This is a genomic window from Bradyrhizobium sp. McL0616, from assembly GCF_049993385.1.
Lineage (GTDB): Bacteria > Pseudomonadota > Alphaproteobacteria > Rhizobiales > Xanthobacteraceae > Bradyrhizobium.
The window spans coordinates 6,462,426-6,487,728 of record NZ_CP188255.1 but is presented as its reverse complement, the minus strand read 5'-3'; the positions used below and the strand labels follow the sequence as shown (position 1 = coordinate 6,487,728).

20 protein-coding genes and 2 pseudogenes are annotated in these 25,303 nt (G+C 63.7%); 17 read left to right on the top strand and 5 right to left on the bottom strand.

The window, feature by feature from the left end:
• Window positions 1–96: 96 nt before the first annotated feature.
• The 6 genes and pseudogenes from ACPPVR_RS31285 (at window position 97) to ACPPVR_RS31260 (ending at window position 7,407) form a co-directional block, all read left to right on the top strand.
• Window positions 97–867 carry a methyltransferase domain-containing protein gene (locus tag ACPPVR_RS31285; RefSeq protein WP_426610389.1) on the top strand — a complete coding sequence of 257 codons (771 nt, stop codon included), beginning with the start codon at window positions 97–99 and terminating at the stop codon, window positions 865–867.
• A 201-nt stretch (window positions 868–1,068) separates the two neighbouring features.
• Window positions 1,069–1,950: a DctP family TRAP transporter solute-binding subunit gene (locus tag ACPPVR_RS31280; RefSeq protein WP_426610388.1), complete on the top strand. Its 882-nt coding sequence runs from the start codon at window positions 1,069–1,071 to the stop codon at window positions 1,948–1,950.
• Between the two features lie 583 nt (window positions 1,951–2,533).
• Window positions 2,534–2,890, top strand: coding sequence for a TRAP transporter small permease (locus tag ACPPVR_RS31275; RefSeq protein ID WP_426610387.1), 357 nt, complete (start codon window positions 2,534–2,536; stop codon window positions 2,888–2,890).
• Window positions 2,890–4,127, top strand: a pseudogene (locus ACPPVR_RS31270) (TRAP transporter large permease). The gene ACPPVR_RS31275 and the pseudogene ACPPVR_RS31270 overlap by 1 nt, the downstream one beginning before the upstream one ends.
• Window positions 4,128–4,247: 120 nt before the next feature.
• Window positions 4,248–5,402 (top strand): diguanylate cyclase domain-containing protein, encoded by a 1,155-nt coding sequence (locus ACPPVR_RS31265; RefSeq protein ID WP_426610386.1) that lies wholly within the window; start codon window positions 4,248–4,250, stop codon window positions 5,400–5,402.
• A 70-nt stretch (window positions 5,403–5,472) separates the two neighbouring features.
• Complete coding sequence (locus tag ACPPVR_RS31260; RefSeq protein ID WP_426610385.1) at window positions 5,473–7,407, top strand: alkyl/aryl-sulfatase; 1,935 nt, start codon at window positions 5,473–5,475, stop codon at window positions 7,405–7,407.
• A gap of 174 nt (window positions 7,408–7,581) precedes the next feature.
• Here ACPPVR_RS31260 and ACPPVR_RS31255 read toward each other — a convergent pair whose 3' ends face one another.
• Entirely contained in the window at window positions 7,582–8,652 is a 1,071-nt protein-coding gene (locus ACPPVR_RS31255; RefSeq protein ID WP_426610384.1) for a glycosyltransferase family 4 protein, read from the bottom strand.
• A 270-nt stretch (window positions 8,653–8,922) separates the two neighbouring features.
• Here ACPPVR_RS31255 and ACPPVR_RS31250 point away from each other — a divergent pair, with 270 nt between their 5' ends.
• From ACPPVR_RS31250 to ACPPVR_RS31235, 4 genes are read left to right on the top strand one after another with little or no spacing between them, the layout of a single operon-like run.
• Window positions 8,923–10,686: an ABC transporter ATP-binding protein gene (locus tag ACPPVR_RS31250; RefSeq protein ID WP_426610383.1), complete on the top strand. Its 1,764-nt coding sequence runs from the start codon at window positions 8,923–8,925 to the stop codon at window positions 10,684–10,686.
• 58 nt (window positions 10,687–10,744) lie between these two features.
• Window positions 10,745–12,949: a glycogen debranching N-terminal domain-containing protein gene (locus tag ACPPVR_RS31245; protein ID WP_426610382.1), complete on the top strand. Its 2,205-nt coding sequence runs from the start codon at window positions 10,745–10,747 to the stop codon at window positions 12,947–12,949.
• Between the two features lie 22 nt (window positions 12,950–12,971).
• The gene (locus tag ACPPVR_RS31240; RefSeq protein WP_426610381.1) at window positions 12,972–13,493 is read left to right on the top strand and encodes a PRC-barrel domain-containing protein; all 522 of its coding nucleotides are present in this window, start codon (window positions 12,972–12,974) and stop codon (window positions 13,491–13,493) included.
• A 23-nt stretch (window positions 13,494–13,516) separates the two neighbouring features.
• On the top strand, window positions 13,517–14,815 hold the full coding sequence (locus ACPPVR_RS31235) for an MFS transporter (protein ID WP_426610380.1): 1,299 nt from the start codon (window positions 13,517–13,519) through the stop codon (window positions 14,813–14,815).
• Here the strand turns inward: ACPPVR_RS31235 and ACPPVR_RS31230 are convergent, their stop codons facing one another.
• The 4 genes and pseudogenes from ACPPVR_RS31230 to fixL form a co-directional block, all read right to left on the bottom strand.
• On the bottom strand, window positions 14,816–15,517 hold the full coding sequence (locus ACPPVR_RS31230; RefSeq protein WP_426610379.1) for a helix-turn-helix domain-containing protein: 702 nt from the start codon (window positions 15,515–15,517) through the stop codon (window positions 14,816–14,818). It abuts the gene before it with no gap.
• A gap of 270 nt (window positions 15,518–15,787) precedes the next feature.
• On the bottom strand, window positions 15,788–16,210 hold the full coding sequence (locus ACPPVR_RS31225; RefSeq protein WP_426610378.1) for a response regulator: 423 nt from the start codon (window positions 16,208–16,210) through the stop codon (window positions 15,788–15,790).
• Window positions 16,211–16,327: 117 nt separating this feature from the next.
• Entirely contained in the window at window positions 16,328–16,945 is a 618-nt protein-coding gene (gene fixJ, locus ACPPVR_RS31220) for a response regulator FixJ (RefSeq protein WP_426610377.1), read from the bottom strand.
• 3 nt (window positions 16,946–16,948) lie between these two features.
• Window positions 16,949–18,465, bottom strand: a pseudogene (fixL, locus tag ACPPVR_RS31215) (sensor protein FixL).
• Between the two features lie 206 nt (window positions 18,466–18,671).
• Here fixL and ACPPVR_RS31210 point away from each other — a divergent pair.
• The 7 genes from ACPPVR_RS31210 (at window position 18,672) to ccoG (ending at window position 25,303) form a co-directional block, all read left to right on the top strand.
• The gene (locus ACPPVR_RS31210; RefSeq protein WP_426610376.1) at window positions 18,672–19,505 is read left to right on the top strand and encodes a universal stress protein; all 834 of its coding nucleotides are present in this window, start codon (window positions 18,672–18,674) and stop codon (window positions 19,503–19,505) included.
• Between the two features lie 67 nt (window positions 19,506–19,572).
• A complete protein-coding gene (locus ACPPVR_RS31205; RefSeq protein WP_426610375.1) occupies window positions 19,573–19,998 on the top strand; it encodes a CBS domain-containing protein in 426 nt (141 codons plus the stop codon).
• 272 nt (window positions 19,999–20,270) lie between these two features.
• Window positions 20,271–21,920, top strand: a complete 1,650-nt coding sequence (gene ccoN, locus ACPPVR_RS31200) for a cytochrome-c oxidase, cbb3-type subunit I (protein WP_426610374.1) — start codon at window positions 20,271–20,273, stop codon at window positions 21,918–21,920.
• 10 nt (window positions 21,921–21,930) lie between these two features.
• Entirely contained in the window at window positions 21,931–22,665 is a 735-nt protein-coding gene (ccoO, locus tag ACPPVR_RS31195) for a cytochrome-c oxidase, cbb3-type subunit II (protein WP_426610373.1), read from the top strand.
• A gap of 13 nt (window positions 22,666–22,678) precedes the next feature.
• On the top strand, window positions 22,679–22,843 hold the full coding sequence (locus ACPPVR_RS31190) for a cbb3-type cytochrome c oxidase subunit 3 (RefSeq protein ID WP_426610372.1): 165 nt from the start codon (window positions 22,679–22,681) through the stop codon (window positions 22,841–22,843).
• Between the two features lie 6 nt (window positions 22,844–22,849).
• Window positions 22,850–23,725, top strand: a complete 876-nt coding sequence (gene ccoP, locus ACPPVR_RS31185; RefSeq protein ID WP_426610371.1) for a cytochrome-c oxidase, cbb3-type subunit III — start codon at window positions 22,850–22,852, stop codon at window positions 23,723–23,725.
• A gap of 111 nt (window positions 23,726–23,836) precedes the next feature.
• Complete coding sequence (ccoG, locus tag ACPPVR_RS31180) at window positions 23,837–25,303, top strand: cytochrome c oxidase accessory protein CcoG (RefSeq protein WP_426610370.1); 1,467 nt, start codon at window positions 23,837–23,839, stop codon at window positions 25,301–25,303.

Sequence of the window (25,303 nt, the reverse complement as noted above, 5' to 3'; positions counted from 1 at the left end):
TGCCCTGTCCCTGTCAGCGTGATTTGCCCGACCGGGACGAGCAGTGGTAACCAAGAGGGACAGCGAAGGAAACACGAAAAAGAAAAGGCGTCAGCGATGGTCTGGGATCCGCAGCAATATCTGAAATTCTCCGGCCACCGGCTCCGGCCCGCGGTCGACCTGTTGATGCGAATTCCGGATTTCGCGCCGCGTCAGATCGCCGACCTCGGGGCAGGCGCCGGCAACGTGACGAAGTTGATCAAGGAACGCTGGCCGAACGCGGCCGTGACCGGCGTCGAGGGCTCGGCCGAGATGGTGGCTGCGGGGCGGAAGGCGGCGCCGGAGGTGCAATGGTCACATGAAGACCTCGGCCATTGGCGCCCGGCCCAGCAATACGATTTGATCTATTCCAATGCCGCACTGCACTGGCTGCCCAATCATACGGCACTGTTTCCCTCGGTGATGGAGAAGGTCGCGCCCGGCGGCATGCTCGCGGTGCAGATGCCGCGCAACTTCCTGGCCCCTTCGCATGTGCTGATCGGCGAGACCGCCCTGAACGGCCCCTGGCGGTCCAAGGTCGAGCATCTCGTCACGCCGCCGCCGGTCGAGGGGCCGGCCTTCTATCACGATGTGCTCGCGCCGCTGTCGCAAAACATCGACATCTGGGAGACCGAATATCTCCAGGTGCTCGAAGGCGAGAACCCCGTGAAGGAATGGACCAAGGGTACCTGGCTGACGCGCTATCTCGACGTGTTGCAGGGCGACGAGAAAGCCGCGTTCGAGGCGGCCTATGGGATGCGGGTCGCAAAGGCCTATCCGAAGAATGCCGCGGGGCAAACGCTGTTCCCGTTCCGGCGTCTCTTCATGGTCGCCCAGCGCAAAGGTTAATGGCACGACCGCGATGCGACATAAGCGCTCGCTTCCTTAGGAAGGAGCGGGCGCCGGGTTGCGTATGCAACAGCCGTCAAGATAGCTTGGCTGCGGCAAATTGGGCTTAGGTCTAGTTGTTCGGGTGGTGGATTGCTGCCACTACTGAAATCGGAAAACAAAAAAAGAACCCGGTTTTAGAGGTTGTTGGGAGGTTAATTCATGCGCAAGCTGCTTCTTGCAGTCGCGGCCGCTGCTATTTTCGTGGTCCCGGCTGCCGTCCAGGCCCAGAGTCCGATCGTCATCAAGTTCAGCCACGTCGTCGCCAACGACACCCCGAAGGGCAAGGGCGCGCTGAAATTCAAGGAGCTCGCCGAGAAGTACACCGACGGCAAGGTCAAGATCGAAATCTATCCGAACTCCTCGCTGTACAAGGACAAGGAGGAGATCGAGGCGCTCCAGCTCGGATCGGTGCAGATGCTCGCGCCCTCGACCGCAAAGTTCGCGCCGCTCGGCATCAGGGAGTTCGAGGCGCTCGACCTGCCCTGGCTGTTCAAGGACGACGAGACTTATTCCAACGCGATGAAGGGAACGGTCGGCAAATGGCTGTTCCAGAAGCTGGAAGCCAAGGGCATCACCGGGCTCGCTTATTGGGACAACGGCTTTCACATGGTGTCTTCGAATCGTCCGCTGACGAAGCCGGAGGATTTCAAAGGCCTGAAATTCCGCATCTCCGGATCGAAGATCGCCGACCAGTATTTCCGCTTGATGGGTTCGATCCCGCAGATAATGGCGTTCTCGGAAGTCTACCAGGCGCTCCAGACCGGCGTGGTCGATGGCTGCGAGAACACGGCGTCGAACTATCTGACGCAGAAATTCTACGAGGTGCAGAAGGACATCACCGTGTCCTATCATGCGCATCTGCAATATGCCGTGATCGTCAACTCGAAATTCTGGTCCGGCCTGCCGCCGGACATCCGCACGCAGCTCGAGAAGGCGATGGTGGACGCGACCGACTACACCAATTTGATCGCGCATCAGGAGAACCAGCAACTGCGCTTGCCCAGATCAAGAAGGCAGGCAAGCCCACGCTGCATTATCTGACCGACGCCGATCGCAAGGCATGCAGGAAGCCATGCGGCCGACTTATACATGAAGGGCTGGTCTGGGTAAAGTGCTCGATCTCGTCGCCAAGGAACTCGACGTCAAGATGAATCGGACGGCCGCTTTCCGAAAAACAACAAGAACGGTCGGAAGCCGTACGCACTCCCGGCCGTTTCGGTCTGATATATGACCATGGCGCGCTAAATTGTGACTCAATCATCTCGAGGAATGGTTGATCGCGACGCTCATTGAGCCGCAGGCCTGATCTTCATCGCGGCGCCGCACCGCTACGGCGCCGGCGAAGGACCATCGTGTCGCTGATGGGCCGCCGCGCACGGGCTGACCTGGCTCGCGTCGCTGTCCATGGCGGTGTTTACCTTCCCGTCCGAGCTGGATCTGTCCTGGGCGCAGGAACTCTGCATTATCTGCACGGCGAGCTTTGTGAGCCTTACCGCGTGCGCACAGGCATCCACTGTCGGCGTCGACGGCCCAATCGCCTGCCTGAACATTCGCGCAAGCATGTCATCCTGTTCTCGCTGCTCTGTGCTGTTGCACCATCGCTGCCTTCTTTTCCTCGTGGAGAATGTCAAAGACAGGCCAGCAGTCCAACGACCTGGAAGCGCCGATGTGGTTCGTCTATCTGGCGATCCCGCTCGGCTCCGGGTTGATGTGCTTCGTCTCCCTCCAGGTTTTGTGGCTCTCACTCACTGGGACTGGCGAGCTGCCGCATCATGACGAGACCCATGTCGAGGGCGTCGAGGCCGACGCTGCCGCGCCGCACCCGCAGCCAGGCGCCCGCGACGAAAGCCGCCGCGCGAAAAGTCTCGCCGCTTGGCATCATCCTGGCGCGCATCCTGATCTTCGCGATGCGCCTTGTCGCGTTGTCGCACGCCCTGATTGGCCGCGCGCCTTCACCGTTTTCGCGCCGCCATTGCGCTGATGCTGACCGACAATTCCCCGGTCTCGATCGCGCTCGGTCACCGCCATGACGTTCCTGTTCACGCTACTTACGGTGCGCATCGAGGCGGTCTCGATGAAGCTCTTTACGCATTTGAGGGCTTCGAGATCATGGCGATCCCTGTTATTCCTCGCCTGCAATTTCCTCACCCATGGTGGCGTAGCGCGCGCATGATCAATTTCGCGACCTCGCTGATTGGGCATTGGCACGGCGGCCTCGGCCTCGCGGTCGTCGCCTGCGCCATGTTCGCGCTGGTCTGCGGCTCGAGCGTGGCCACAGTGGCGGCGATTCGGCGCTATCGTGCTGCCCGAGATGGTCCGCCACGGCTATCCCATGCGGTTCGGGCGCCGGCATCATCACGGTTGCGGGCTCGCTCGGCATATTGATGCTGCCGTCATCTCCGCAATCGTCTACGCGGTCTACTCAATACCTCGATCGGGGTGCGTCCGTCGCCGGCCTGCTGCCCGGCATGCTGCTGACAACCATGCTCTGCATCGTCACCTGGTGGCTGGCACGCAACCGCGACTATCCGCGGATGGCGAAAGCGACCTGGGGCGAGACGATTCACGCCTTCCGCGAGAGCATCTGGGGCCTGATGCTGGTCGTCATCATCATCGGCGGTATCTATAGCGGCCTATTCACCGCCACCGAGGCCGCCGCGATGGCCGCGGTCTACTCCTTCGTCATCGCCGTGTTCGTCTACAAGGCGATCAAGTTTGTAGACGTGCCGCGGGTGCTGCTGCGCGCTGCCAACACCAGCGCGATGCTGCTCTACATCGTCACCAATGCGGTGCTGTTCTCCTTCGTGCTCTCCAACGAGAACCTGCCGGCGACGCTCGCCGACTGGATCGCGGCGCAGAACCTCGGCTGGGTCGGCTTCCTGCTGGTCGTCAACGTGCTGCTGCTGCTCGCCGGCAACTTCATGGAGCCGAACTCGATCATCCTGATCATGGCCCCGATCTTGGCGCCGGCGGCCAAGAAGCTCGGCATCGACCTTGTGCATTTCGGCATCGTCATGGACGTCAACATGGAGGTCGGCCTCTGCCATCCGCCTGTGGGATTGAACCTCTATGTGGCGTCGATGATAGCGCGAATGCGGATCACCGATCTGGCGGTCGCGGTGATGCCGTGGCTGCTCACCATGCTCGGCTTCCTCGTCATCGTGACCTACTGGCCCGATCTGACGCTGTGGCTGCCGCGGGTGCTGGGGATGCACTAGCCATACTCCGGGCGTCACATGGCTAACGCGCGGTAAATTCGCGCGATCAAATGCGGGTCTTGCACTTGCAACCCATTTTTACGGGTTTGCGGTAAGAAGGTGCCAGCGGATGGGGCTGGCATGTTCTTCAACAGAATGGAATCCGGACGGGCGTCGATTTCAGACGCCGTCTATATGGAAGTGATCACGGGCCTCCACGGCACGACGATGCCGACCGTTCTCGCGGCCGCCTGCCAGGCGATGGTCGGTGCGATCACGACCTACGAGACCGGCGACACGGTGACGGCCGCGCTGACGGTTGCCGGGGTCGTGGTGGCCATTGTCCGCCTGTTTGAAATTTTCGCATTCCGACGTCGTCTTGCGCGTCCGCAGCAGCTCGGCCGGGCCGAGGCCGTGCTCTGGGAGCGGCGTTATGTTGCGGGCACCGTCGTCACGGCCTTGGTGCTTGGCGTATTTGCCGCGCGCAGCATCGTGCTGGGTGACGCGCTCTGCTCCGTGATGGCGATCGGCATCGGATTCGGCTTTGGCGCCGGCGTGGTGGCGCGGCTGGCGCTGCGCCCCGTCGCGGCGCTGCTCGATCTCGTCGCCATCGCCGGGCCTGCCGCGATCGTCACCTTCATGCAGCCTGATCTGCGCCATGTCGGGCTCGGGCTCCTCATCCTGATGTATGTGGTCGCGAGCTTCGAGATGGTGCGGCTGAGCTTCAATGCCTCGATCAACCAGATCACGCTCAAGCGGCAGTTCGAGCAGCTGTCGCGCATCGATCCGATGACCGGCGTGTCCAATCGCTCCGTGCTGACGACGGATTTGCCCGCGATGCTCGCAGCCGGGATGGTTGCCGTCCACACGCTCGATCTCGATCGCTTCAAGGAAGCCAACGACCGGTTCGGCCATCCCGTCGGCGACGCGCTGCTGAAGCAGGTCGCCGGGCGGATCAAGGCGCTCACTACGGCTGACGATCTCGTGGTCCGGATGGGCGGTGACGAATTCGTTCTGGTGCAGCGCGCCGCGCGCGACGCGGAGCCGATGGCCCAGCGCATCGTGCAGTCGATCAGTGCGGCGTATGACGTCGACGGGCAGATCATCGAGCTCGGCGTGAGCGTCGGCGTTGCCGTCGCGCCGGACGACGGCCGAACCGCAGAAGCGCTGCTGTCGCGCTCCGACCGGGCCCTCTACCGCGCCAAGGAGAACCGCGGCGGCTATGTGCTGGCGCGGGACTTGCGGACGGCGGAAAGGACGGCATCGGGCAAGGCGGCCGAAGGGCTCGCCGCGTAAGGATCGGTTGGAACCGCAACCGAGATGCGGTTAGATGCCTCCCCAAACAAGACGAGCCGGGAGGAGCCTTATGAGCAGCACCGAAGCAGCCGACATGCCGAAGGACGCAACGCCGTCCGTCATTGCGCAGCAAACGGCGATGTTGAACGCGTTGCCATTTTCCGACACGCGGGATTTCGACGACGCCGCGCGCGGCTTCCTCGGCACGATCGAGAACGCAGAGATCTCCAACCCGCAGGGGCGGACGGTCTGGAGTCTGAAGCCCTACGGTTTCCTCTCCACTGAGCAGGCGCCGCCCACGGTCAATCCCAGCCTGTGGCGGCAGGCGAAGCTCAACATGCAGCACGGCCTGTTCGAGGTCGTGCCCGGCGTCTATCAGGTGCGCGGGCTCGACATCGCCAACATGACGCTGATCGAGGGCGACAGCGGCGTCATCGTGGTCGACACCCTGACCTCGATCGAGGGCGCGCGTGCCGCGCTCGATCTCTATTACAAGCACCGCGGCGTGCGGCCGGTCGCTGCCGTCATCTTCACGCACACCCATACCGATCATTGGGGCGGTGCGCGCGGCGTGCTGGAGGAGGATGCGCTAGCTACTGGCCGGGTGCCGATCATCGCGCCGAACCTGTTCATGGAGCATGCCGTCTCCGAGAACATCATTGCGGGCCCTGCGATGCTGCGCCGGGCGCAATATCAGTTCGGCCCGTTCCTTGCGAAGGGTGTGCGGGGGCAGGTCGACAACGGGCTCGGCAAGTCGATGGCGGCAGGTGGCGTTGCGCTGCTGCGGCCGACCGACCTGATCGTGGCGACCGGCGACACGCGCGTGATCGACGGCGTCGCATTCGAATTCCAGATGGCGCCGAACAGCGAAGCGCCGGCGGAGATGCATTTCTTCATCCCGCGCTACAAGCTTCTGAACCTCGCCGAGAACTGCACCCACAATTTCCACAATCTGCTGCCGTTTCGCGGTGCGGACGTGCGCGATGCGCTGGCCTGGTCAAAGTATCTCAACGAGGCCTTGCAGCTCTGGGACGGCAAGGCGGAGGCGATGTGCGGCCAGCATCACTGGCCGGTGTGGGGGCGCGAGCGCATCGGCACCATGATCCGGCAGCAGCGCGACCTCTACAAATTCGCGCATGACCAGACCATTCGCCTGATGAACCACGGCCTCAACGCTGCCGAGATCGCAGAGACGATCCAGCTGCCGAAGAGTCTCGACGGTGCCTGGCACGGCCGTGGCTATTACGGCCACATCCGGCACAATGTGAAGGCGATCTACCAGAAATATCTCGGCTGGTACGATGCCAATCCGGTCAATCTCGATCCGTTGCCGCCGGTGGAGTCCGGCAAGAAATATGTCGAGTATATGGGCGGCGGCGATGCGATCCTCGCGCGGGCGCGGACGGATTTTGACAAGGGCGAATTCCGCTTCGTCGCGCAGGCGCTCGGCCATCTCGTCTTTGCCGAGCCGGACAATCAGGCTGCACGCGCGCTGCTGGCGGATACGCTGGAGCAGCTCGGTTATGCCGCCGAGAGCTCGACCTGGCGCAACGCTTATCTGTTCGGCGCGCAGGAATTGCGCCAGGGCATGCCGAAGACGCCGCCGCGCCCGCCGATGCCGCGCGAGACGCTGGCTGCGCTTCGCACCACACAGCTCTGGGACGTGCTCGGCATCCGCCTCAACGGCCCCAAGGCCGAAGGCAAGCATATCGTGCTGAACTGGAGCTTCTCCGATACCGGCGAGACGTTTGTGCTCAATCTGGAGAACTCGGCGCTGACCTATACCGAGGGTGTACAGGCGGAAAATGCCGACGCGAGCTTCACGCTGGCGCGCGCAACGTTCGATGAGGTGATCGCCAAGCTAACGAGCTTCCCGGAAGCGGTCGCGGCGGGCAAGGTCAAGCTATCGGGCAACCCGATGCGGCTCGCCGAACTGATGGGCCTGATGGACGAATTCCCGCGCATGTTCGAGATCGTCGAGCCGAAGCGGGCGGTGGTGGTGTAGCGATCTGTCGCAACATACTCAGGGTCGTCCCGGCGAAGGCCGGGACCCATAACCCCAGGGAGAAGTCGTGGAGCGAGACTGGTCACTCCGGGTCTTCGCCAAACTACTCCCTGTGGTTATGGGTCCCGGATCTGCGCTGACGCTTGTCCGGGACGACAGCTGAGATTTTCGCCGCTACTCCGCGCTGCTCACCAGCTTGATCCGCGGCGCCTGGGCCTCGATCAGGCTGCGATAGGCCGCGAGATAATCCAGCGCCATCCGCCGCGCCGTGAAGCGCGTCTCGAACTGCTTGCGGACGGCCGCGCGGTCCAGTTGCGGCAGGCGCTTGACGACGCCGGCCGCGCTGATGATGTCCTCGACCACGAAGCCGGTGAGGCCCTCGTCGATGATCTCCGGCACCGAGCCGCGGTTGAAGGCAACGACCGGCGTGCCGCAAGCCATGGCTTCGATCATCACCAGGCCAAACGGCTCCGGCCAGTCGATCGGCAATAGCAGTCCGAGCGCGCCGCTCAAGAAGTCCGACTTCTCGTGGTCGCCGATCTCGCCGATGAACTCCACCAGCGGATTGTTCTCGATCATCGGGCGGATCAGCTCGTCATAATAATCCTGATCGGCGCGATCGACCTTGGCGGCGATCTTCAGGGGAATGCCGGACTGGACGGCGATCTTGATGGCGCGGTCGACGCCTTTCTCCGGCGCGATGCGGCCGAGCACGGCGAGGTATTCCTGCTTTGCGATCTTCGGCGTCAGCAACTTCTCTGGAAGACCGTGGTGAATGGTCCTTACCCAGTTGGCCTGCGGCACCGGCCGCCGCTGCGCGTTTGAAATCGAGATCACCGGGACTTTCGAGAATGTATTGAAAACCGGCTGATGCTCGGGAAGATCGAGCCGGCCATGTAACGTGGTGATGAACGGTGTCGGCTGGCGGTAGAACAGCGACCACGGATAATAGTCCAGATGGAAGTGGAGGAAGTCGAACTCCTCGTCGTCACATTTCTGCCGCACCCGCTCCAGCATCACCATGTGCAGCGCATTGGGATCGCGCACGGAACCGTCGAGGCGGAGCGCCCGTGGCCACGTTGCGTCCAGCTTCGCCGATGTCTGCGAATCGCCGCTTGCGAACAGCGTTACGTCATGTCCCAGGGCAACCAATTCCTCCGTCAACCAGTGCACCACCCGCTCGGTGCCGCCATACAGCTTGGGTGGAACAGCCTCGGTCAACGGAGCTACCTGCGCGATGCGCATCTCACCATCTCCTCTACGATTTTGAACGTGGAAAACCCAGCTCACCTCGGCACCGGCATGCCAACAAGGGAACGTTCTCGCATATGCGAAGTTCCTCTTAACGAACGTTACTTCTTCGACACACCGCAGCGTGGCCGCGATGATGCCATCTCCTCTTCTCACATCGTCCGCATCCGCATGTCGTGATGGTTTCGCCCGGGAACCGAGGCCAAGCGGTCGTTGTTCAATCGACCAGTAACAAAATTCGAAATCATGACGGGGTCGCAGAGAATGGATCAACTTTCTGGATATGCGCGCAGGCCATTTGCCTTTGTCTTGCGCTATCTGCGGCTTCGTTTGGCGTCGCATCTGGTGATCCTGACGGCTGTCGTTGCAGCGGTTGCCTGCTCCGTGGGCACGCAGTACGGCGTCAAATCCCTGGTCGACAGTTTGTCAGGTGGCACATCGCATGGTGGCAGCGTATGGCTGGCATTCATTTTCCTCATGTCGCTGATTGCCGCCGACAATTTCCTGTGGCGGATTGCGAGCTGGACTGCCAGTTTCACCTTCGTTCGGGTCACCGGTGATTTGCGACGTGACATTTTTCGTCATCTGACCGGGCACGCGCCGAGCTATTTTTCGGACCGCATGCCAGGCATGCTGACCAGCCGCATTACCGCCACATCCAACGCCGTGTTCACCGTGGAGAACATGTTCGTCTGGAATGTGTTGCCGCCGTGCATCGCAACAGTTGCGGCAATCGCACTGATTGGAACCGTAAGTCCGTATATGGCACTCGGTCTGATCGTGATTGCGGGCGGCATGGTGGCCGCGATGTTCCGTCTCGCTGCGGCTGGCAAGCCGCTGCACGATGATTTTGCCGACAAGGCGGCCGCCGTCGACGGCGAGATGATCGACGTCATCAGCAACATGCCGCTGGTGCGCGCCTTTTGCGGCATTGGCCACGAGCATGAACGTTTCGATGCCACAGTGAACCGGGAGGTCACCGCGCGCGGGCGCAGCCTGCGCTATCTGGAGAAGCTGCGGCTCACTCACGCCGGCGTGACCGTGGTTCTGACCGTCGCGTTGATGGCCTGGGCGATCACGCTCTGGCAGGACGGCGAGGCGACCACCGGCGATGTCGTGCTGGTCTGCACCCTCGGCCTCTCCATTCTCAACGCCACGCGCGATCTCGCGGTGGCGCTGGTCGACGTCACCCAGCACGTTGCGCGGCTGACCGAGGCGATCGCGACGCTCCTGACGCCGCATGAGCTGCGCGATCACCCCGAGGCCGAGCCGCTGGTCAAGAGCGGCGCTGCGATTGCGTTCAACAATGTCACCTTCGGCTATCCCGGCGGCGCCAAGATCTTCGAGCGCTTCAGCCTCCGGCTCCAGCCCGGCCAGCGCGTCGGCCTGGTCGGCCAGTCCGGCGGCGGCAAGTCGACGCTGTTCACGCTGCTGCAGCGGTTCTACGATGCCGACGAAGGCAACCTCACCGTCGACGGCCAGGACATTTCCATGGTGACGCAGCAGAGCCTGCGCGAGGCGATCTCCGTGGTGCCACAGGACATTTCCCTGTTCCACCGGTCCATTCGCGAGAACATCCGCTATGGCCGCCCCAATGCGACCGACGACGAGGTGCTGCGCGCCGCGATCGCGGCGCGCTGCGATTTCATCGATGGCCTGCCCGAGGGGCTCGACACCATGGTCGGCGACCGCGGCGTGAAAATGTCCGGCGGCCAGCGCCAGCGCATCGCGATCGCGCGCGCCTTCGTCAAGGACGCACCGATCCTGTTGCTGGACGAGGCGACCGCGGCGCTCGACAGCGAGTCCGAGGAGGCGATCCGCGAGGCGCTGTCGCGGCTGATGCGCGGCCGCACCGTGATCGCGATCGCCCACCGGCTGGCGACGCTGCGCAATTTTGACCGCGTCGTCGTGCTGAAGGCCGGCAAGATCATCGAGGACGGCGCACCTGACCGCCTGATGCAGGGCCACGGTCCCTACCGTGAGCTGGTCACGCAGGAGATGAGCCGCCTCGCGCAAGCCGCGGCGTAAATTCAACTGTCGTGTTTGCGTTGGTTGCGTTCCGAAACAAGCCGCTGGGGAGCAGCCTATGGCAGCCGAAGTCGTCACCAAGTTCGTCTCCGTCGCGCGGACGGTGGAACAGGTCGCGGAGCAGCCGTTCTACATCCCGATGACGGGGCCGTCGGCGCGGCCGCGTCGATCGCTCAAGCACGACGACACCTTCATCGTGCTCGACAGTCATGGCGACATCGGTGCGTCCGCCGGCGGGCCTGACGGCCTGTTCCATCACGACACGCGCTACCTCGCGCGGCTTGAGCTGGTGCTCGACGATCTCCAGCCGCTGCTGCTCGGCTCCAATCTGCGCGACGACAATTCGGGGTTGACTGTCGATCTCACCAACCCGGACATCTACCGTCAGGGCAGCCTCGTGCTGCAAAAGGACCTGCTGCACATCGTGCGCACGATCTTCCTGTGGCGTGGCACCGCCTATCAGCGCATCGGCGTGCAGAATCACGGCGACCGCCGCGCCAGCTTCGAGCTGACGCTGCTGTTCGACAATGATTTCGCCGACCTCTTCGAAGTCCGCGGCGAGCGGCGGCCGCGCCGCGGCAGCGGCACGAGCCGGTTGCTCGGGCCGACCGATGTGCTGTTCGATTATCGCGGCCTCGACGATGCCGAGCGCACCACGGGCCTGCATTTCGATCCGCGCCCGACCCGGCTCTCGGTGAATGCCGCCGCCTGGCAGCTCGAGCTCGATCCGCACCAGTCGAAATCGCTGTTCGTGGCCGCGTCCTGCAACCGGCCGATCGGGGAGAAGCCCGCGCGCTTTTTCAGGGGCTTGCTTGCCCATCGCCGCGAGATGCGCCAATCGACGACGCACGCGGCCAGCGTCGAGACCTCCAACAACATTTTCAACGAGGTGCTGTGCCAGGCCATGGCCGACCTCAACATGCTGATGACGGGGACGCCGCAGGGGCGTTATCCCTATGCCGGCATTCCCTGGTACTCGACGACGTTCGGCCGCGACGGGCTGATCACCGCGCTCCAGATGCTGTGGGTCGACCCGCGGGTCGCCAAGGGCGTGCTGCGGCGGCTCGCCCATTTCCAGGCGAAGACGGTCGATCCGCTGGCCGATGCGGCGCCTGGAAAAATCCTGCACGAGATGCGCGGCGGCGAGATGGCGGCGCTGCGCGAGGTGCCGTTCTCGCAATATTACGGCAGCGTGGATTCGACCGCGCTGTTCGTGCTGCTCGCGGGACGCTATGTCGAGCGCACCGGTGACGAAAAGACTTTGATCGAGCTGTGGCCAGCGATCGAGGCGGGGCTCGCCTGGATCGACGGTCCCGGCGATCCCGATCAGGACGGCTTCGTCGAATATCAGCGCGCCACCGAAAAGGGGCTCGCCAACCAGGGCTGGAAGGATTCCTACGACGCGATCTTCCATGCCGACGGCCAGCTCGCGGAAGGCAATATCGCGCTGGCCGAAGTCCAGGGCTACGTCTACGCCGCCAAGCAACTCGCCGCGCGTTGCGCGCTGCGGCTCGGCAAGCCCGACCGCGCGAAGACGCTCGAGGCCGAAGCCAAGACGCTGGCCGAACGCTTCGAGAAGGCGTTCTGGTGCGAGGAACTCGGCACCTATGCACTCGCGCTCGACGGCAAGAAGCGCCCCTGCAAGGTGCGGACCTCGAATGCCGGACAGGTGCTGTTCAGCGGCATGATCCGGGAGGATCGCGCGCGCCTGGTCGCCGCCGACCTGATGGGGCCGCATTTCTTCTCGGGCTGGGGCATCCGCACAGTCGCGCAGGGCGAGGTGCGTTACAACCCGATGTCCTATCATGACGGGTCGATCTGGCCGCACGACAACGCGCTGATTGCACTCGGGCTCGCCCATTACGGGCTCAAGCATTCGGTCGCGCATGTCTTCAAGGGCCTGTTCGATGCCGCTACCTACATGGATTTGCGCCGGTTGCCGGAATTGTTCTGCGGCTTCCGGCGCGAGAAGCGGCGCGGCCCGACGCTCTATCCGGTCGCCTGCGCGCCGCAGGCCTGGGCCAGCGCCACGCCGTTCACGCTGCTGGAGGCTGCGCTCGGCATCGAGTTCGATGTCGCCCGCAGCGAGATCCGGCTGCGCAATCCGCATCTGCCGGCGTTTTTGAACGAGGTCATTCTGCACGATCTGCGGTTGGGCGAATCTGCCGTCGACCTGCGCGTCAGCCGCCATGGCGACGACGTGGCGCTGGAGGTGCTGCGCACGCGCGGCCAGATCCAGGTGTCGATCGTGCTGGCGCGATAGCGACGCGCCGCTAGGAGGGTGCATGCGTACGATCGGTTGGTTGTTTTTGAGTGTCGCGATCGTCGCGGGTCTGACGGTCGCTGTGTCACGCGCCGCGGAGCAGCAGTCCGCGGCCCCAAGCGAGGCGAACGCGCCGCCGACGATGCAGCCGCCGGCCTCGGTGGTGCCCGTCACGCCGAAGGATGCCGCGCCGCCACCATCGGTGACCATCATCGGCGCAAGTGATGCGCACGGTGTGCTTGGCCGTGATGTGCTCAGCTCAGCGAACGAAAATATGGGCCGCATCGTGGATGTCATCGTCGATCGGAGCGGGCACGTGCGCGCCGCCGTGATCGATTTCGGCGGCTTCCTCGGGGTCGGCAGCCGCAAGATCGTGGTGGACTGGAACGCGATGCGCTTCGGCGAGATTGTCAACAAGAAGGACAGCATCACGCTGGAATTGACCAAGGCGCAGGTCGCGGCCGCGCCGGAATACAAGGAAGATACGCCAATGGTCGTGCTCGGCGCATCCGGCAGCCTGCAACCGCTGCAAGCGGTTCAGTGAGGCGCGGGGAGGAATGGCCGCCTGTGCTGTTGTCGAAAATGCCGAACCGTGCGAGTAGCGATCGCACTGGCCGCGTTGAGCAGGGCAATTTTGCCGGCCTGCAATCGGCCGCGGGCATTCCGGCGCCGTCGCGCCGGAGCCTGCGCGGCCTCGACTGGTTCATCTTCTTTCTCGCCGATGTGCAGACCGGCTTTGGGCCCTTCATCGCGGTCTATCTGACGACGCAGAAATGGACCCAGGTCGAGATCGGGCTGGTGCTGTCGATCGGCGGCATCGTCGCGCTGATCGGGCAGATGCCGGGGGGCGCCATCATCGATGCCGCCAAATCCGAGCGGCTGGTCGCCGGACTTGCGATCGCCACCATCGGCTCCTGCGCGCTCGCCTATGCCGCGATGCCGATCTTCCCCGTGGTGATCGTGGCTGCCACGCTGCACGCGGCGGCGAGCTGCGTGCTGGGGCCGGCGATTGCCGCGATCAGCCTCGGTCTGGTCGGGCCATTCGCGATCGGCGAGCGGCTCGGCCGCAATGCCCGCTTTGCCTCGCTCGGCAACGGCGTCGCAGCCGCGGTGATGGGGACGGCCGGTTATCTGCTGTCGAGCCGCTCGGTGTTCCTGGTGACCTTCCTGCTTGTGATCCCCACCCTGATCGCGCTGTCGCGCATCCGCGAGGAGGAGGTCGACATCGCGCGCTGTCACGGCGAGATGCCGCGCGAGGCGGAAGTTCGCGGCGACACCAATCTCTGGCATCTGGTGCGGCAGCGGCCGCTCATCGTGTTCGCACTCAGCGTGCTGCTGTTGCAGCTTGCGAACGCCGCGATGATGCCGCTGATGGCGAGCGCGGTGACGGCGCGGTCGAGCCAATGGGCGACGGTCCTCGTTGCCTTCTGCATCATCGTGCCACAGGCGATCGTGGCGCTGCTGTCGCCGACCGTCGGACGGAAGTCGCAGGTTTGGGGTCGCCGGCCGCTGCTGTTGATCGGGTTCGGCGCGCTGGCGATCCGCGGCCTGTTGTTTGCGACCGTGCGCGATCCCTATCTGCTGGTGCTGGTGCAAGTGTTCGACGGTTTCACCGCGGCGGTGTTCGCGGTGATGATCCCGCTGATCGTGGCCGACGTCGCCTTCGGCAGCGGCCATTTCAATCTGGCGCAGGGCATTGTCGGCACTGCGACCGGCATCGGCGCATCGCTGAGCACGGCGCTCGGCGGCTATGTCAGCGACAAGTTCGGCAATGCCACCGCCTTCATCGGCCTGGCGAGCGTCGCAGCGATGGGCTTTCTGCTCATTCTCCTGGTGATGCCGGAGACCCGGCGCACGGCCCGGTGATCAGGCGTCGAGATTGTGCAGGCGTGCCCGGTTCCGCAGCAGGATCTGGCGGGCGCCGGAAAAGCCCAGAATGCCCTGGGCGTGAAGCTGCGACAGTGCGCGCGACACGGTTTCCAGCGTGAGGCCGAGATAGTCGCCGATATCGCGGCGGCACATCGGCAGCGCCATCATGCCGGCCACCGCAAGGCGGCGGTCCATTTCGAGCAGGAAGGTCGCGACGCGCTCCATCGCAGTCTTGCGGCCCAGCAGCAGCATGTGGTCTTCGGCATGGCGCAGCTCGCCGGCCGTCATCGTCCAGAGATTGCGGGCGACCTGCACGTCAGTGCCGGCGGCCTTCTCCAAGCTTGCGCGCTTCACGAGGCGCACATTGGTGTCAATGATGGCTTCGGCGGCGAGGCGGTGGTTGGGACCGGATTCGAGGCCGAACACATCGCCGGAAAGGTGGAAGGCGCCGATCTGGCGGCGGCCGTCGGAGAGAAGCTTGTAGCTGCGCACCGCACCGGAGACGACCTGGTAGACATATTCGGCCGGCTCGTCCTCGCCGTAGATTTCCTCGTCCTTGCGGTAGGAGAACTCGGTGGCGACCAGACCGACATGGCCGGCGATCGCGCCGAACGTGTCGGACACGGGATGGCCAGGCGCGATCTTGCTGCCCTTGATCTGTATGTCGATCGCCTGGGTGTTGAGCGTCTGGGTCAGCATCTGCGCCGTCTCCGTTGTGATGACGCATTGATACGCGGGGTCGCGCGATCCGGAAATTTCGAGCGATATCTTAAGGAGGGGCCCTTACGTAGAATCCCGTAGGTCAGGGCACGGTCCGGCCCTGCAGGGCCGTGATAGCGCGCCTTGGAGCGCTGCATGCATGACGGATCACGGCCCAAGCGAATGCGGCGAGCCGATGTGGATTTACGGCCCCCGCAGCGAGATCGCACCGTACAGGAGCGCCTTCTAACGCGCCATCTTCGTCCACGCCTAGTCGCCGCGCCTGTCCTGGATGGCGCGGCGAATGCATTTGGCCAGGCTCTCATCCAGAAGCGGCTTCAAGATCACGTCTTTGACGCCCGCTGCCGCCGCGCGGGCCGAAATGTTCCCATCGGGATAGCCGGTGATCAGGATCACCGGCGTATCGTCGTCGGACTGGCGCAGGCGGCCGGCCAATTCGATGCCGTTGATGTCGGGCATCTTGTAGTCGATCACGTAGCAGTCGGCGCCGGGCGGGCTCGTCGCGTTGAGCAGCGCCGTGGCGTTCCGGAACGTCCGCACGGAAAAACCGTCGGTCTCCAGCAGGAATCGCAGCGACCCGAGGACGCCGTCATCGTCGTCGACCACGTAGACGATGGGCTGTGCGGGTGATGCCATTGGCAGCCGCTCATGGTGCGAGCCGATCTCGATCATCCGGATTGACTAGCACGCGCGAAGGGGACGTTTTTGACTTATCTCAACCGGACCTGGCTCAAGTGTTCTTGGCTCAAGTGTTCTGGCCCAAGTGTTCTTGGCCCAAGTGTTCTTGGCTCAATCTTTCAGCATACCGGCGCGCATCGCCAGCCGCACCAGCTCGGACAGGCTGTTGGCCTGCATCTTGGTCATGACATTGGCCCGGTATACCTCGATGGTGCGCGGGCTGATGTCGTATTCGCGGGCAATCAGCTTGTTGGAGAGACCGGCGATCAGTCCCTCCATGACCTGGCGCTCTCGAGGGCTCAGGGAGGCAACGCGGGCGGCGACGTCCTGGGCGATGGCCTCGCTCTTGGCGGCAGGCGCCGCCTGGCGGATCGCGGATTCGATCATGGTGGTGAGGCGATCGTCCTCGAACGGCTTTTCCAGGAAGTCGACGGCACCAAGCTTCATCGCCTCGACCGCGAGCGGCACGTCGCCATGGCCGGTCATGATCAGGATTGGAAACGGTGAGTGCTGCGCTTTCAACCGCTTCAGAAGCTCGATCCCGTCGAGGCCCGGCATCCGTATGTCGGAGACGACGCAGCCGAAGGCGAGGCCGGGCAGGGCGTCGAGGAAGCTTTGCGCGTTGTCGAACAGCGTGACCCCGAAGCCGGCAGCATCCAGCAGGAAGTTGAGCGAGTCTCGCATCGCCTCGTCGTCGTCGATGACGTAGACATGTCCCTTGGTCGTCATGAATCAATTCTCATCGGCTGCCGGGAGGGTGAAGCGGAATGTCGCACCGCCCGATGCGTTGCTCTCGGCCACCATGCGGCCGCCGTGGGCCTCGATGATCGAGCGGCTGATGGACAGTCCGACGCCCATGCCGGTCTCTTTGGTGGTGAAGAAGGTCTGGAACAGGTTTGGGATGACGTCGTCCTGGAAGCCGGAGCCGGTGTCGGACACCTCTACCTCGATCATGTCGTCGCTGATTCTGGTGTTGGTGACCACGAGCTCACGCCGCGGCGACCGTGCCATCGCTTCCAGCGCGTTGCGAAACAGATTGACCAGAACCTGCTGGATCTGAACCCGGTCGGCGAGCACGAGATCGGCGTCCGGATTGAAACTGAAGCGGAGTTGCACGTTCTGCTCGCGCGCGCCGGCAAGCCCGAGCGCGCCGGCTTCCTCAATCAGCTTGGACAAGCTCTCGACCCGCTTCTCAGACTCGCCGCGGGAGACGAAGTCGCGGAGGCGCCGGATGATCTGGCCGGCGCGCAGCGCCTGTTCCGAGGCGCGATCCAGCGCGGCTTCGATTTTTTGCGTGTTCGGATCGGTACTGCCGGCGAGCAGACGCCGCGAGCCCTTCATGTAATTGCTGATCGCGGCCAGCGGTTGGTTGATCTCGTGGGCGAGTGCGGATGCCATTTCGCCCATCGCGGTCAGGCGCGAAACGTGCACCAGCTCGGACTGCAATTCCTGCAGTCGCACCTGGGTCTGCTGATGCTCGGTGAGGTCGCGGACGAAGCCGGTGAAATAAGGCTCGCCGCCCGACTGCATCTCACCGATCGACAGATGCATCGGAAAAGTCGTTCCGTCGCGACGCCGGCCGGTGACGATGCGGCCGATGCCGATGATGTGCGGATCGCTGGTGGTGCGGTAGCGGGCGATGTAGCTGTCATGCCGTGAGCGGTCCGGCTCTGGCATCAAAATGCTGACGTTCTGGCCGATCGCCTCGTGCTCGGACCAGCCGAACAGGCGCTCCGCCGCGGTGCTGAAGAACTGGATGATCCCGTTGCCGTCGATGACGATCATGGCATCGGGAATGGTCTGCAAGATCGAACGCAAATGGGTCTCGCGCGTGCGCAGCGCCTCCTCGACCTGCTTCTCCTCGTCGACATCGAGAAAGATGCCGCTGAGATGACGGGCCGTGCCGGCCTCGTCGCGAAAGACACCCGCCCGGGCACGAATCCAGTGTCCCGGGCCGGAGGTGTCGGCGATTTGGAAGGAGACGTCGAAGCTGCCGCCACGCTCGGCGACGCGCTTGATCGCGTCCTCCACGCGCGCACGATCCGCAGGTTCGAGGCGCGACAGGAAGAGCTCATAGCTTGCCGGTTGATCCCGCGCGATGCCGAGCAGCGTCCTGCGGTTTCCGACCATTCCAGCTCGCGCGTCGTGAGGTCGAGGTCCCAGGTGCCGACGCCGAATCCCTCGATCCGCACCCGGAAATGCTCGCCGCGACCGTCGTCTGGCGGATGCGTCACGCGGGTCGGCGACAATTAATGGCTCCCATTTTTGCTGCCGCGGGCGAGGTGCTGCGAACGTGCCGGCAATTTCGCCCAAGGGCGGCCCGGAGGCAAGTTCGGATGTCTGATTCCATTGGCGGATTTCCCACGGCAGGACGCGGGGCAATTTGATCTATCTCATCCTGCCGCGCTTCGGTGGAGTTAGATTCCGGGGCAATTCATTGCACCGGAGAGTCCCGATGACATATGCGACCGTGATGGTCAGCTTGGCACTCGACCAGCCCAACGATTCGCGTCTTCAGGTCGCGGGCGAGCTCGCCGAACGATTCGAGGCGGCCATCGTTGGGGTCGCCGCAGTGCATTTCGCCCCGCCGCTCTATTTCGCGGATGGTGCCGCAGCGCAGGGGCTGATCGACCAGGAGGAGGCCTCCGTCAAGAGGCGCCTTGCCGATCTGGAGGCGCAATTCCGCGCCGCGACGCGAAATCGCAGCGGACGTGTCGAATGGCGCGGCGCCATGGATTTTCCGGCGCGATTTGTTCTGGCGCAGGCGCGCTGCGCCGACATCGTCGTCAGCGGCGGGCAGAGCCCGGCCTTCTCCGATGCCTTCGCGCTAGCAAGCCCCAAGGATCTGGTGATGCAGGCCGGCCGGCCGCTTCTGGTCGTGCCTGATAGGATCAACTGGCTCGATCTGCGCGGCGTGCTCGTGGCGTGGAAGGATACGGCGGAGGCGCGGCGGGCGGTGGCCGACGCGCTGCCGATGCTGCGCAAGGCGAGGGACGTCGCCATCGTCGAGATTCCGGAGCAGGATGACGACCGATCGGCGGTGATGGCCCGTGTGAGCGATGTCGCCGCCTGGCTCGCCCGCCATGGCGTCACCGCGACCGCGCGCGTCCCGGAAGCCGCGGGACATGAAACCGCCGCCATTCAATTGGAGAAAATTGCCGGCGATGTCGGCGCGGGCTTGATCGTCGCAGGCGCCTACGGTCATTCGCGTTTCCGCGAGCTGATCCTCGGCGGCGTCACCCAATATCTGGTCACGCAATCCGCCCGCTGCGTGCTGCTGTCGCGTTGACGGCAAGGCACTGAAGGCAAGGCACTGAAGGTCTCGCCGGCAAAAACCGAATCAATGAGGATGCGCCGTGTACAAATTCCTTGAGCAGACCGTCGACGGCTACATGACGCGCAACGTCAGGACGGTGAAACGCGACCTCGACATGCTCGCGCTCAGCGAGATGTTCGAGCACGACGACTTCAACTCCTATCCGGTCGAGGACGACGGGCAGGTGGTCGGCATTGTCACGAAATTCGACATTTTGAAGTGCTTTGCCTTCACGCCGAGCCAGATGCTGCCGCGCTATCACGAGCTGATGAGCCGCAAGGTCGGCGACGTCATGACGCCGGAGTTCATCTATGTCAGTCCCGACACGCGGCTGACGCGCGTGCTCCAGATCATGGTCGAGCACCGCATCCGGAGCATCATTGTGCTCGATGCTCTTCAGAAGCTGGTGGGAATTATCGCGCGCGAGGACGTCATCACGGCGCTCAAGGCGACTGCGAGCGACTGACTTGTTGACTTCTCCGCTTGTGGGAGAAGGTGGCGCGAAGCGCCGGATGAGGGGTGTCTCTCCGCGGAGACATTGTTAGCTGCGGAGGCAACCCCTCACCCAAGCGAGTTTGCGGCTCTGTCCTCGCTGCCCTCTCCCAAGGGGAGAGGGCACTGCAGCTGGCGCCGCCGCATCACCCACATGAACAGAAATCCATCTCCCTTGATTTCAATCAATTCCCCGCGAGGGTGAATGTGGTTTCTGGCGGCGTGTTCTTTCAGAGAGAATCCGCGATGAGCCAGCCCTCCATCTCCAAATCCATGACAACAGGTGAAAGCGGACTGGCGCTCGTGTTCGCGGTCGCCGCCTTTGTCTTCGTGGTCGCCGCGGCCAAGGCGGTCGATGCGCCCTTCGCGTTCCACGCGGCGCTGAGCGCGGCCGCAAGCCTGGCCGCGGTGTTCTTCATCGTCAATCGCTATTTCGATCGTCCGGCAGAGCTGCCGCCGGCGGAGATCAGCGGCCGCCCCAACTACAATATGGGCCCGATCAAGTTCTCCTGCGTCATGGCGATGTTCTGGGGCATCGCCGGCTTCCTCGTCGGCCTCATCATCGCCTCGCAGCTGGCCTGGCCCGCGCTGAACTTCGATTTGCCCTGGACCAGTTTTGGCCGTTTGCGGCCGCTGCACACCTCCGCCGTGATCTTCGCCTTCGGCGGCAACGTGCTGATCGCGTCGTCCTTCTACGTGGTGCAGAAGTCGTGCCGCGTGCGCCTTGCCGGCGACCTCGCTCCCTGGTTCGTCGTGGTCGGCTACAACTTCTTCATCCTGATCGCCGGCACCGGCTATCTGCTCGGCGTGACTCAGTCCAAGGAATATGCCGAGCCGGAATGGTGCGCCGATCTCTGGCTTACCATCGTCTGGGTCACCTATCTGCTGGTGTTTCTCGGCACCGTCATCAAGCGCAAGGAACCGCACATCTTCGTCGCGAACTGGTTCTATCTGGCCTTCATCGTGACGATCGCGGTCCTGCATCTCGGTAACAACCCCGCGCTCCCTGTCTCGGTGTTCGGCTCGAAATCCTACATCGCCTGGGGCGGCATCCAGGACGCGATGTTCCAGTGGTGGTACGGCCATAACGCGGTCGGCTTCTTCCTGACCGCCGGCTTCCTCGCCATCATGTACTACTTCATTCCAAAGCGCGCCGAGCGGCCGATCTATTCCTATCGGCTCTCGATCATCCATTTCTGGGCGCTGATCTTTCTCTACATCTGGGCCGGTCCGCATCATCTGCACTACACCGCGCTGCCGGACTGGACGCAAACGCTCGGCATGACCTTCTCGATCATGCTGTGGATGCCCTCCTGGGGCGGCATGATCAACGGCCTGATGACGCTGTCGGGCGCGTGGGACAAGCTGCGCACCGACCCCGTGCTGCGCATGCTCGTCGTTTCCGTCGCCTTCTACGGCATGTCGACCTTCGAAGGGCCGATGATGTCGATCAAGGTGGTGAACTCGCTCAGCCACTACACCGACTGGACTATCGGCCACGTGCATTCCGGCGCGCTCGGCTGGGTCGGCTTCGTCTCCTTCGGCGCGCTGTACTGCATGGTGCCGTGGATATGGAATCGCAAGGGGCTCTACAGCCTGAAGCTCGTCAACTGGCACTTCTGGATCGCGACGCTCGGCATCGTTCTCTACATCTCGGCGATGTGGGTGTCCGGCATCCTCCAGGGCCTGATGTGGCGCGCCTACACCTCGCTCGGCTTCCTCGAATATTCCTTCATCGAGACCGTCGAGGCGATGCATCCCTTCTACATCATCCGCGCCGCCGGCGGCGGGCTGTTCCTGATCGGCGCGCTGATCATGGCCTACAATCTCTGGATGACCGTTCGCGTCGGCGAACAGGAAATCCAGATGCCCGTCGCTCTCCAGCCGGCGGAATGAGGAGCTTTCCATGTCGTTCTGGACTCGCCACCAAATTTTCGAAAAGAACTCGATCATCCTGGTCGCCGGCATTCTGCTGGTGATCGCGATCGGCGGCCTCGTCGAGATCACGCCGCTGTTCTACCTCAAGAGCACGATCGAGGCGGTCGATGGCGTGCGGCCTTACACGCCGCTGGAGCTCGCTGGGCGCAACGTCTATGTCCGCGAGGGCTGCTATCTCTGCCACTCGCAGATGATCCGGCCCTTGCGCGACGAGGTCGAGCGCTACGGCCACTTCTCGCTCGCCGCCGAGAGCATGTTCGACCACCCGTTCCAGTGGGGCTCGAAGCGCACTGGGCCTGATCTTGCCCGCGTCGGCGCAAAGTATTCCGACGACTGGCACGTCACCCATCTGACCAATCCGCGCGCGATCGTACCGCAATCGGTGATGCCGGGCTATCCGTTCCTGGCGCAGACCGAGGTCGATCCCGATACGATCGCCGACCACATGCGTACACTGCGGACCGTCGGCGTGCCCTACACCGATGATCAGATCGCCAATGCCGGCGCCGACATGAAGGCGCAGGCCGATCCGGACAATGCCGGCACCGATGCCTTCAGCAAGCGCTACGCCAAGGCCGTGGTGCGCAATTTCGACGGCAAGACCGGCACGCCGACCGAAATGGACGCGCTGATTGCGTACTTGCAGATGCTCGGCACACTGGTCGACTTCAAGATCTACAACGAGAAAGCCAATCTTCGCTGAGAAGGCATCAACGATGAAAGCCATCCTGACACTCGACAATCTCGCCTCCAGTCTCGTCACCACGGTCTGGACGCCGGTCTTCGTCGCGATCTTTCTCGCGATCATCACCTACGCATTCTGGCCCCGCAACAAGGCTGCGTTCGACGAAGCGGCACATTTGCCGTTGCGGGAGGAGTAAGAGATCATGACCGATCATCATGGCGACATCGATTCCGTCTCCGGCCGGTCCACGACCGGACATGAGTGGGACGGCATCAAGGAGCTCAACACGCCGCTGCCGCGCTGGTGGGTGATCGGCTTCTATCTCACCATCATCTGGTCGATCGGCTACTGGATCGTCTATCCGGCGTGGCCGCTGATCTCGAGCAATACCACGGGGCTGCTCGGCTACTCGACGCGCGCCAGCCTCGCGGTGGAGCTCGCCAATCTCGAGGCGCTCCGCGGCGAGAAGATGGCGGCGTTGGCGGCGGCACCGCTCGCCGACATCGAGAAGGACCCGGCCTTGCTGGCGCTCGCGCGTGCCAAAGGCAGGACCGTGTTCGGCGACAATTGCGCGCCGTGCCACGGCAGCGGCGGTGCGGGCGCAAAAGGCTTTCCGAACCTGAACGACGACGACTGGCTGTGGGGCGGCACGCTCGAGCAGATCATGCAGACCATCCAGTTCGGCGCGCGCTCCGGCCACGCCAAGGCGCATGAAGGCCAGATGCTCGCCTTCGGCAAGGACGGCGTGCTGAAGGGCGACGAGATCGTCACGGTCGCCAATTACGTGCGGTCGCTGTCGGGCTTGCCGACGCGCAAGGGCTACGACGCGGCCAAGGGCGAGAAGATCTTTGCGGACAATTGCGTCGCCTGCCATGGCGATGGCGGCAAGGGCAATCCGGAGCTCGGCGCGCCGAACCTGACCGACAAGATCTGGCTCTATGGCTCGGACGAGGCGACGCTGATCGAGACCATCAGCCAGGGTCGCGCCGGCGTCATGCCGGCCTGGGAAGGGCGGCTCGATCCCGCCACCATCAAGGCGATGGCGGTCTACGTCCACTCGCTGGGCGGCGGAAAATAGCCGATGTAGCTGCGGGCGGGGGCGAACAAAAATGCCCCCGCTTGAGCTGGATCAATCGACGCGGCGGCGCCGGGTCTAGGTTTAATCGCACCTTTCGAGACGTGCCAGGCGATGAACAAGACCGTGAACCCGAACGAGCTCACATCGGACGACGACAATGGGCCGCTCTATGTGGCTCAAAAGAAGGTGTATCCCCAGAGTATCTCCGGCACCTTCCGCCGGATCAAATGGGGCCTGATGGCGTTCTGCCTCGGCATCTATTACTTCCTGCCCTTCGTGCGCTGGAATCGTGGCCTTGGTGCCCCCAGCCAGGCGGTGCTGATCGATCTTCCCAACAGCCGCTTCTATTTCTTCTTCATCGAGCTGTGGCCGCAGGAGATCTACTATTTCACCGGCCTGCTGATCGTCGCAGCCGTGGCGTTGTTCCTGATGAACTCCGTGGGCGGCCGCATCTGGTGCGGCTATCTCTGCCCGCAGACGGTCTGGACTGACCTGTTCTACGCCGTCGAGCGCTTCGTCGAAGGCGACCGCCGCGAGCGGATGCGGAAGGACAAGTCGGCCGGGGCGCTGACGCTCAAGCGCGTCTCCGAGATCGCGCTCAAGCATTCGATCTGGCTCATGATCGCCTGGTGGACCGGCGGCGCGTGGGTGCTCTATTTCAACGACGCCCCGACGCTGGTGAAGGAGCTCCTGACCTTCCAGGCGCCGATGATCGCCTATATCTGGATCGGCATCCTCACGGCGACGACCTATGTGCTCGCCGGCTTCATGCGCGAGCAGGTCTGCACCTATATGTGCCCGTGGCCGCGGATCCAGGCTGCGCTCACCGACGAATGGGCACTCAACGTTACCTATCGCTATGACCGCGGCGAGAAGCGCACCTCGGTGAAGAAGGCCGCCGAGCTGCGTGCGCTTGGCGAGCATGTCGGCGACTGCGTCGACTGCTATCAATGCGTCGCGGTCTGCCCGACCGGCATCGACATTCGCAACGGACCGCAGCTCGAATGCATCCAGTGCGGGCTCTGCATCGACGCCTGCGACAACGTCATGACCAAGATCGGCCGGCCGAAGCGGCTGATCGGCTATGACAACGACATCAACATCCAGCGCCGCCAGGACGGCAAGGCGCCGATCTATCGCATCGTCCGCGCCCGCACTGTCGCTTACAGCGCGATCATCGCGGCCGTCGGCGGCATCATGCTCTACGTGCTGGCGACCCGCACCCTGCTCGACGTCAACGTGCTGCACGACCGCAATCCGGTAGCGGTCAAGCTCAGCGACGGCTCGATCCGCAACGCCTATACGGTGCGGCTCCTGAACAAGAGCGGTTACGACCGCGTCGTCGCGATCGACGCCGACGGTCCGGCCAATGCGACGATCCATGTCGTTGGCGCGGATTCCGTGACGCCGGACCGGCCGATGATCGTGATCCCCCGCGACTCCACCAGTGAGCTGCGCCTCCTTGTCACCGCACCGGCCGATAGCAATCCTGAGAAATCGATCCCCGTGCGCTTCCACGTCACCGATATCGGTCTCGGCGAGGTCGCATCCACCACCGACAATTTCGTCTCGCCCTAG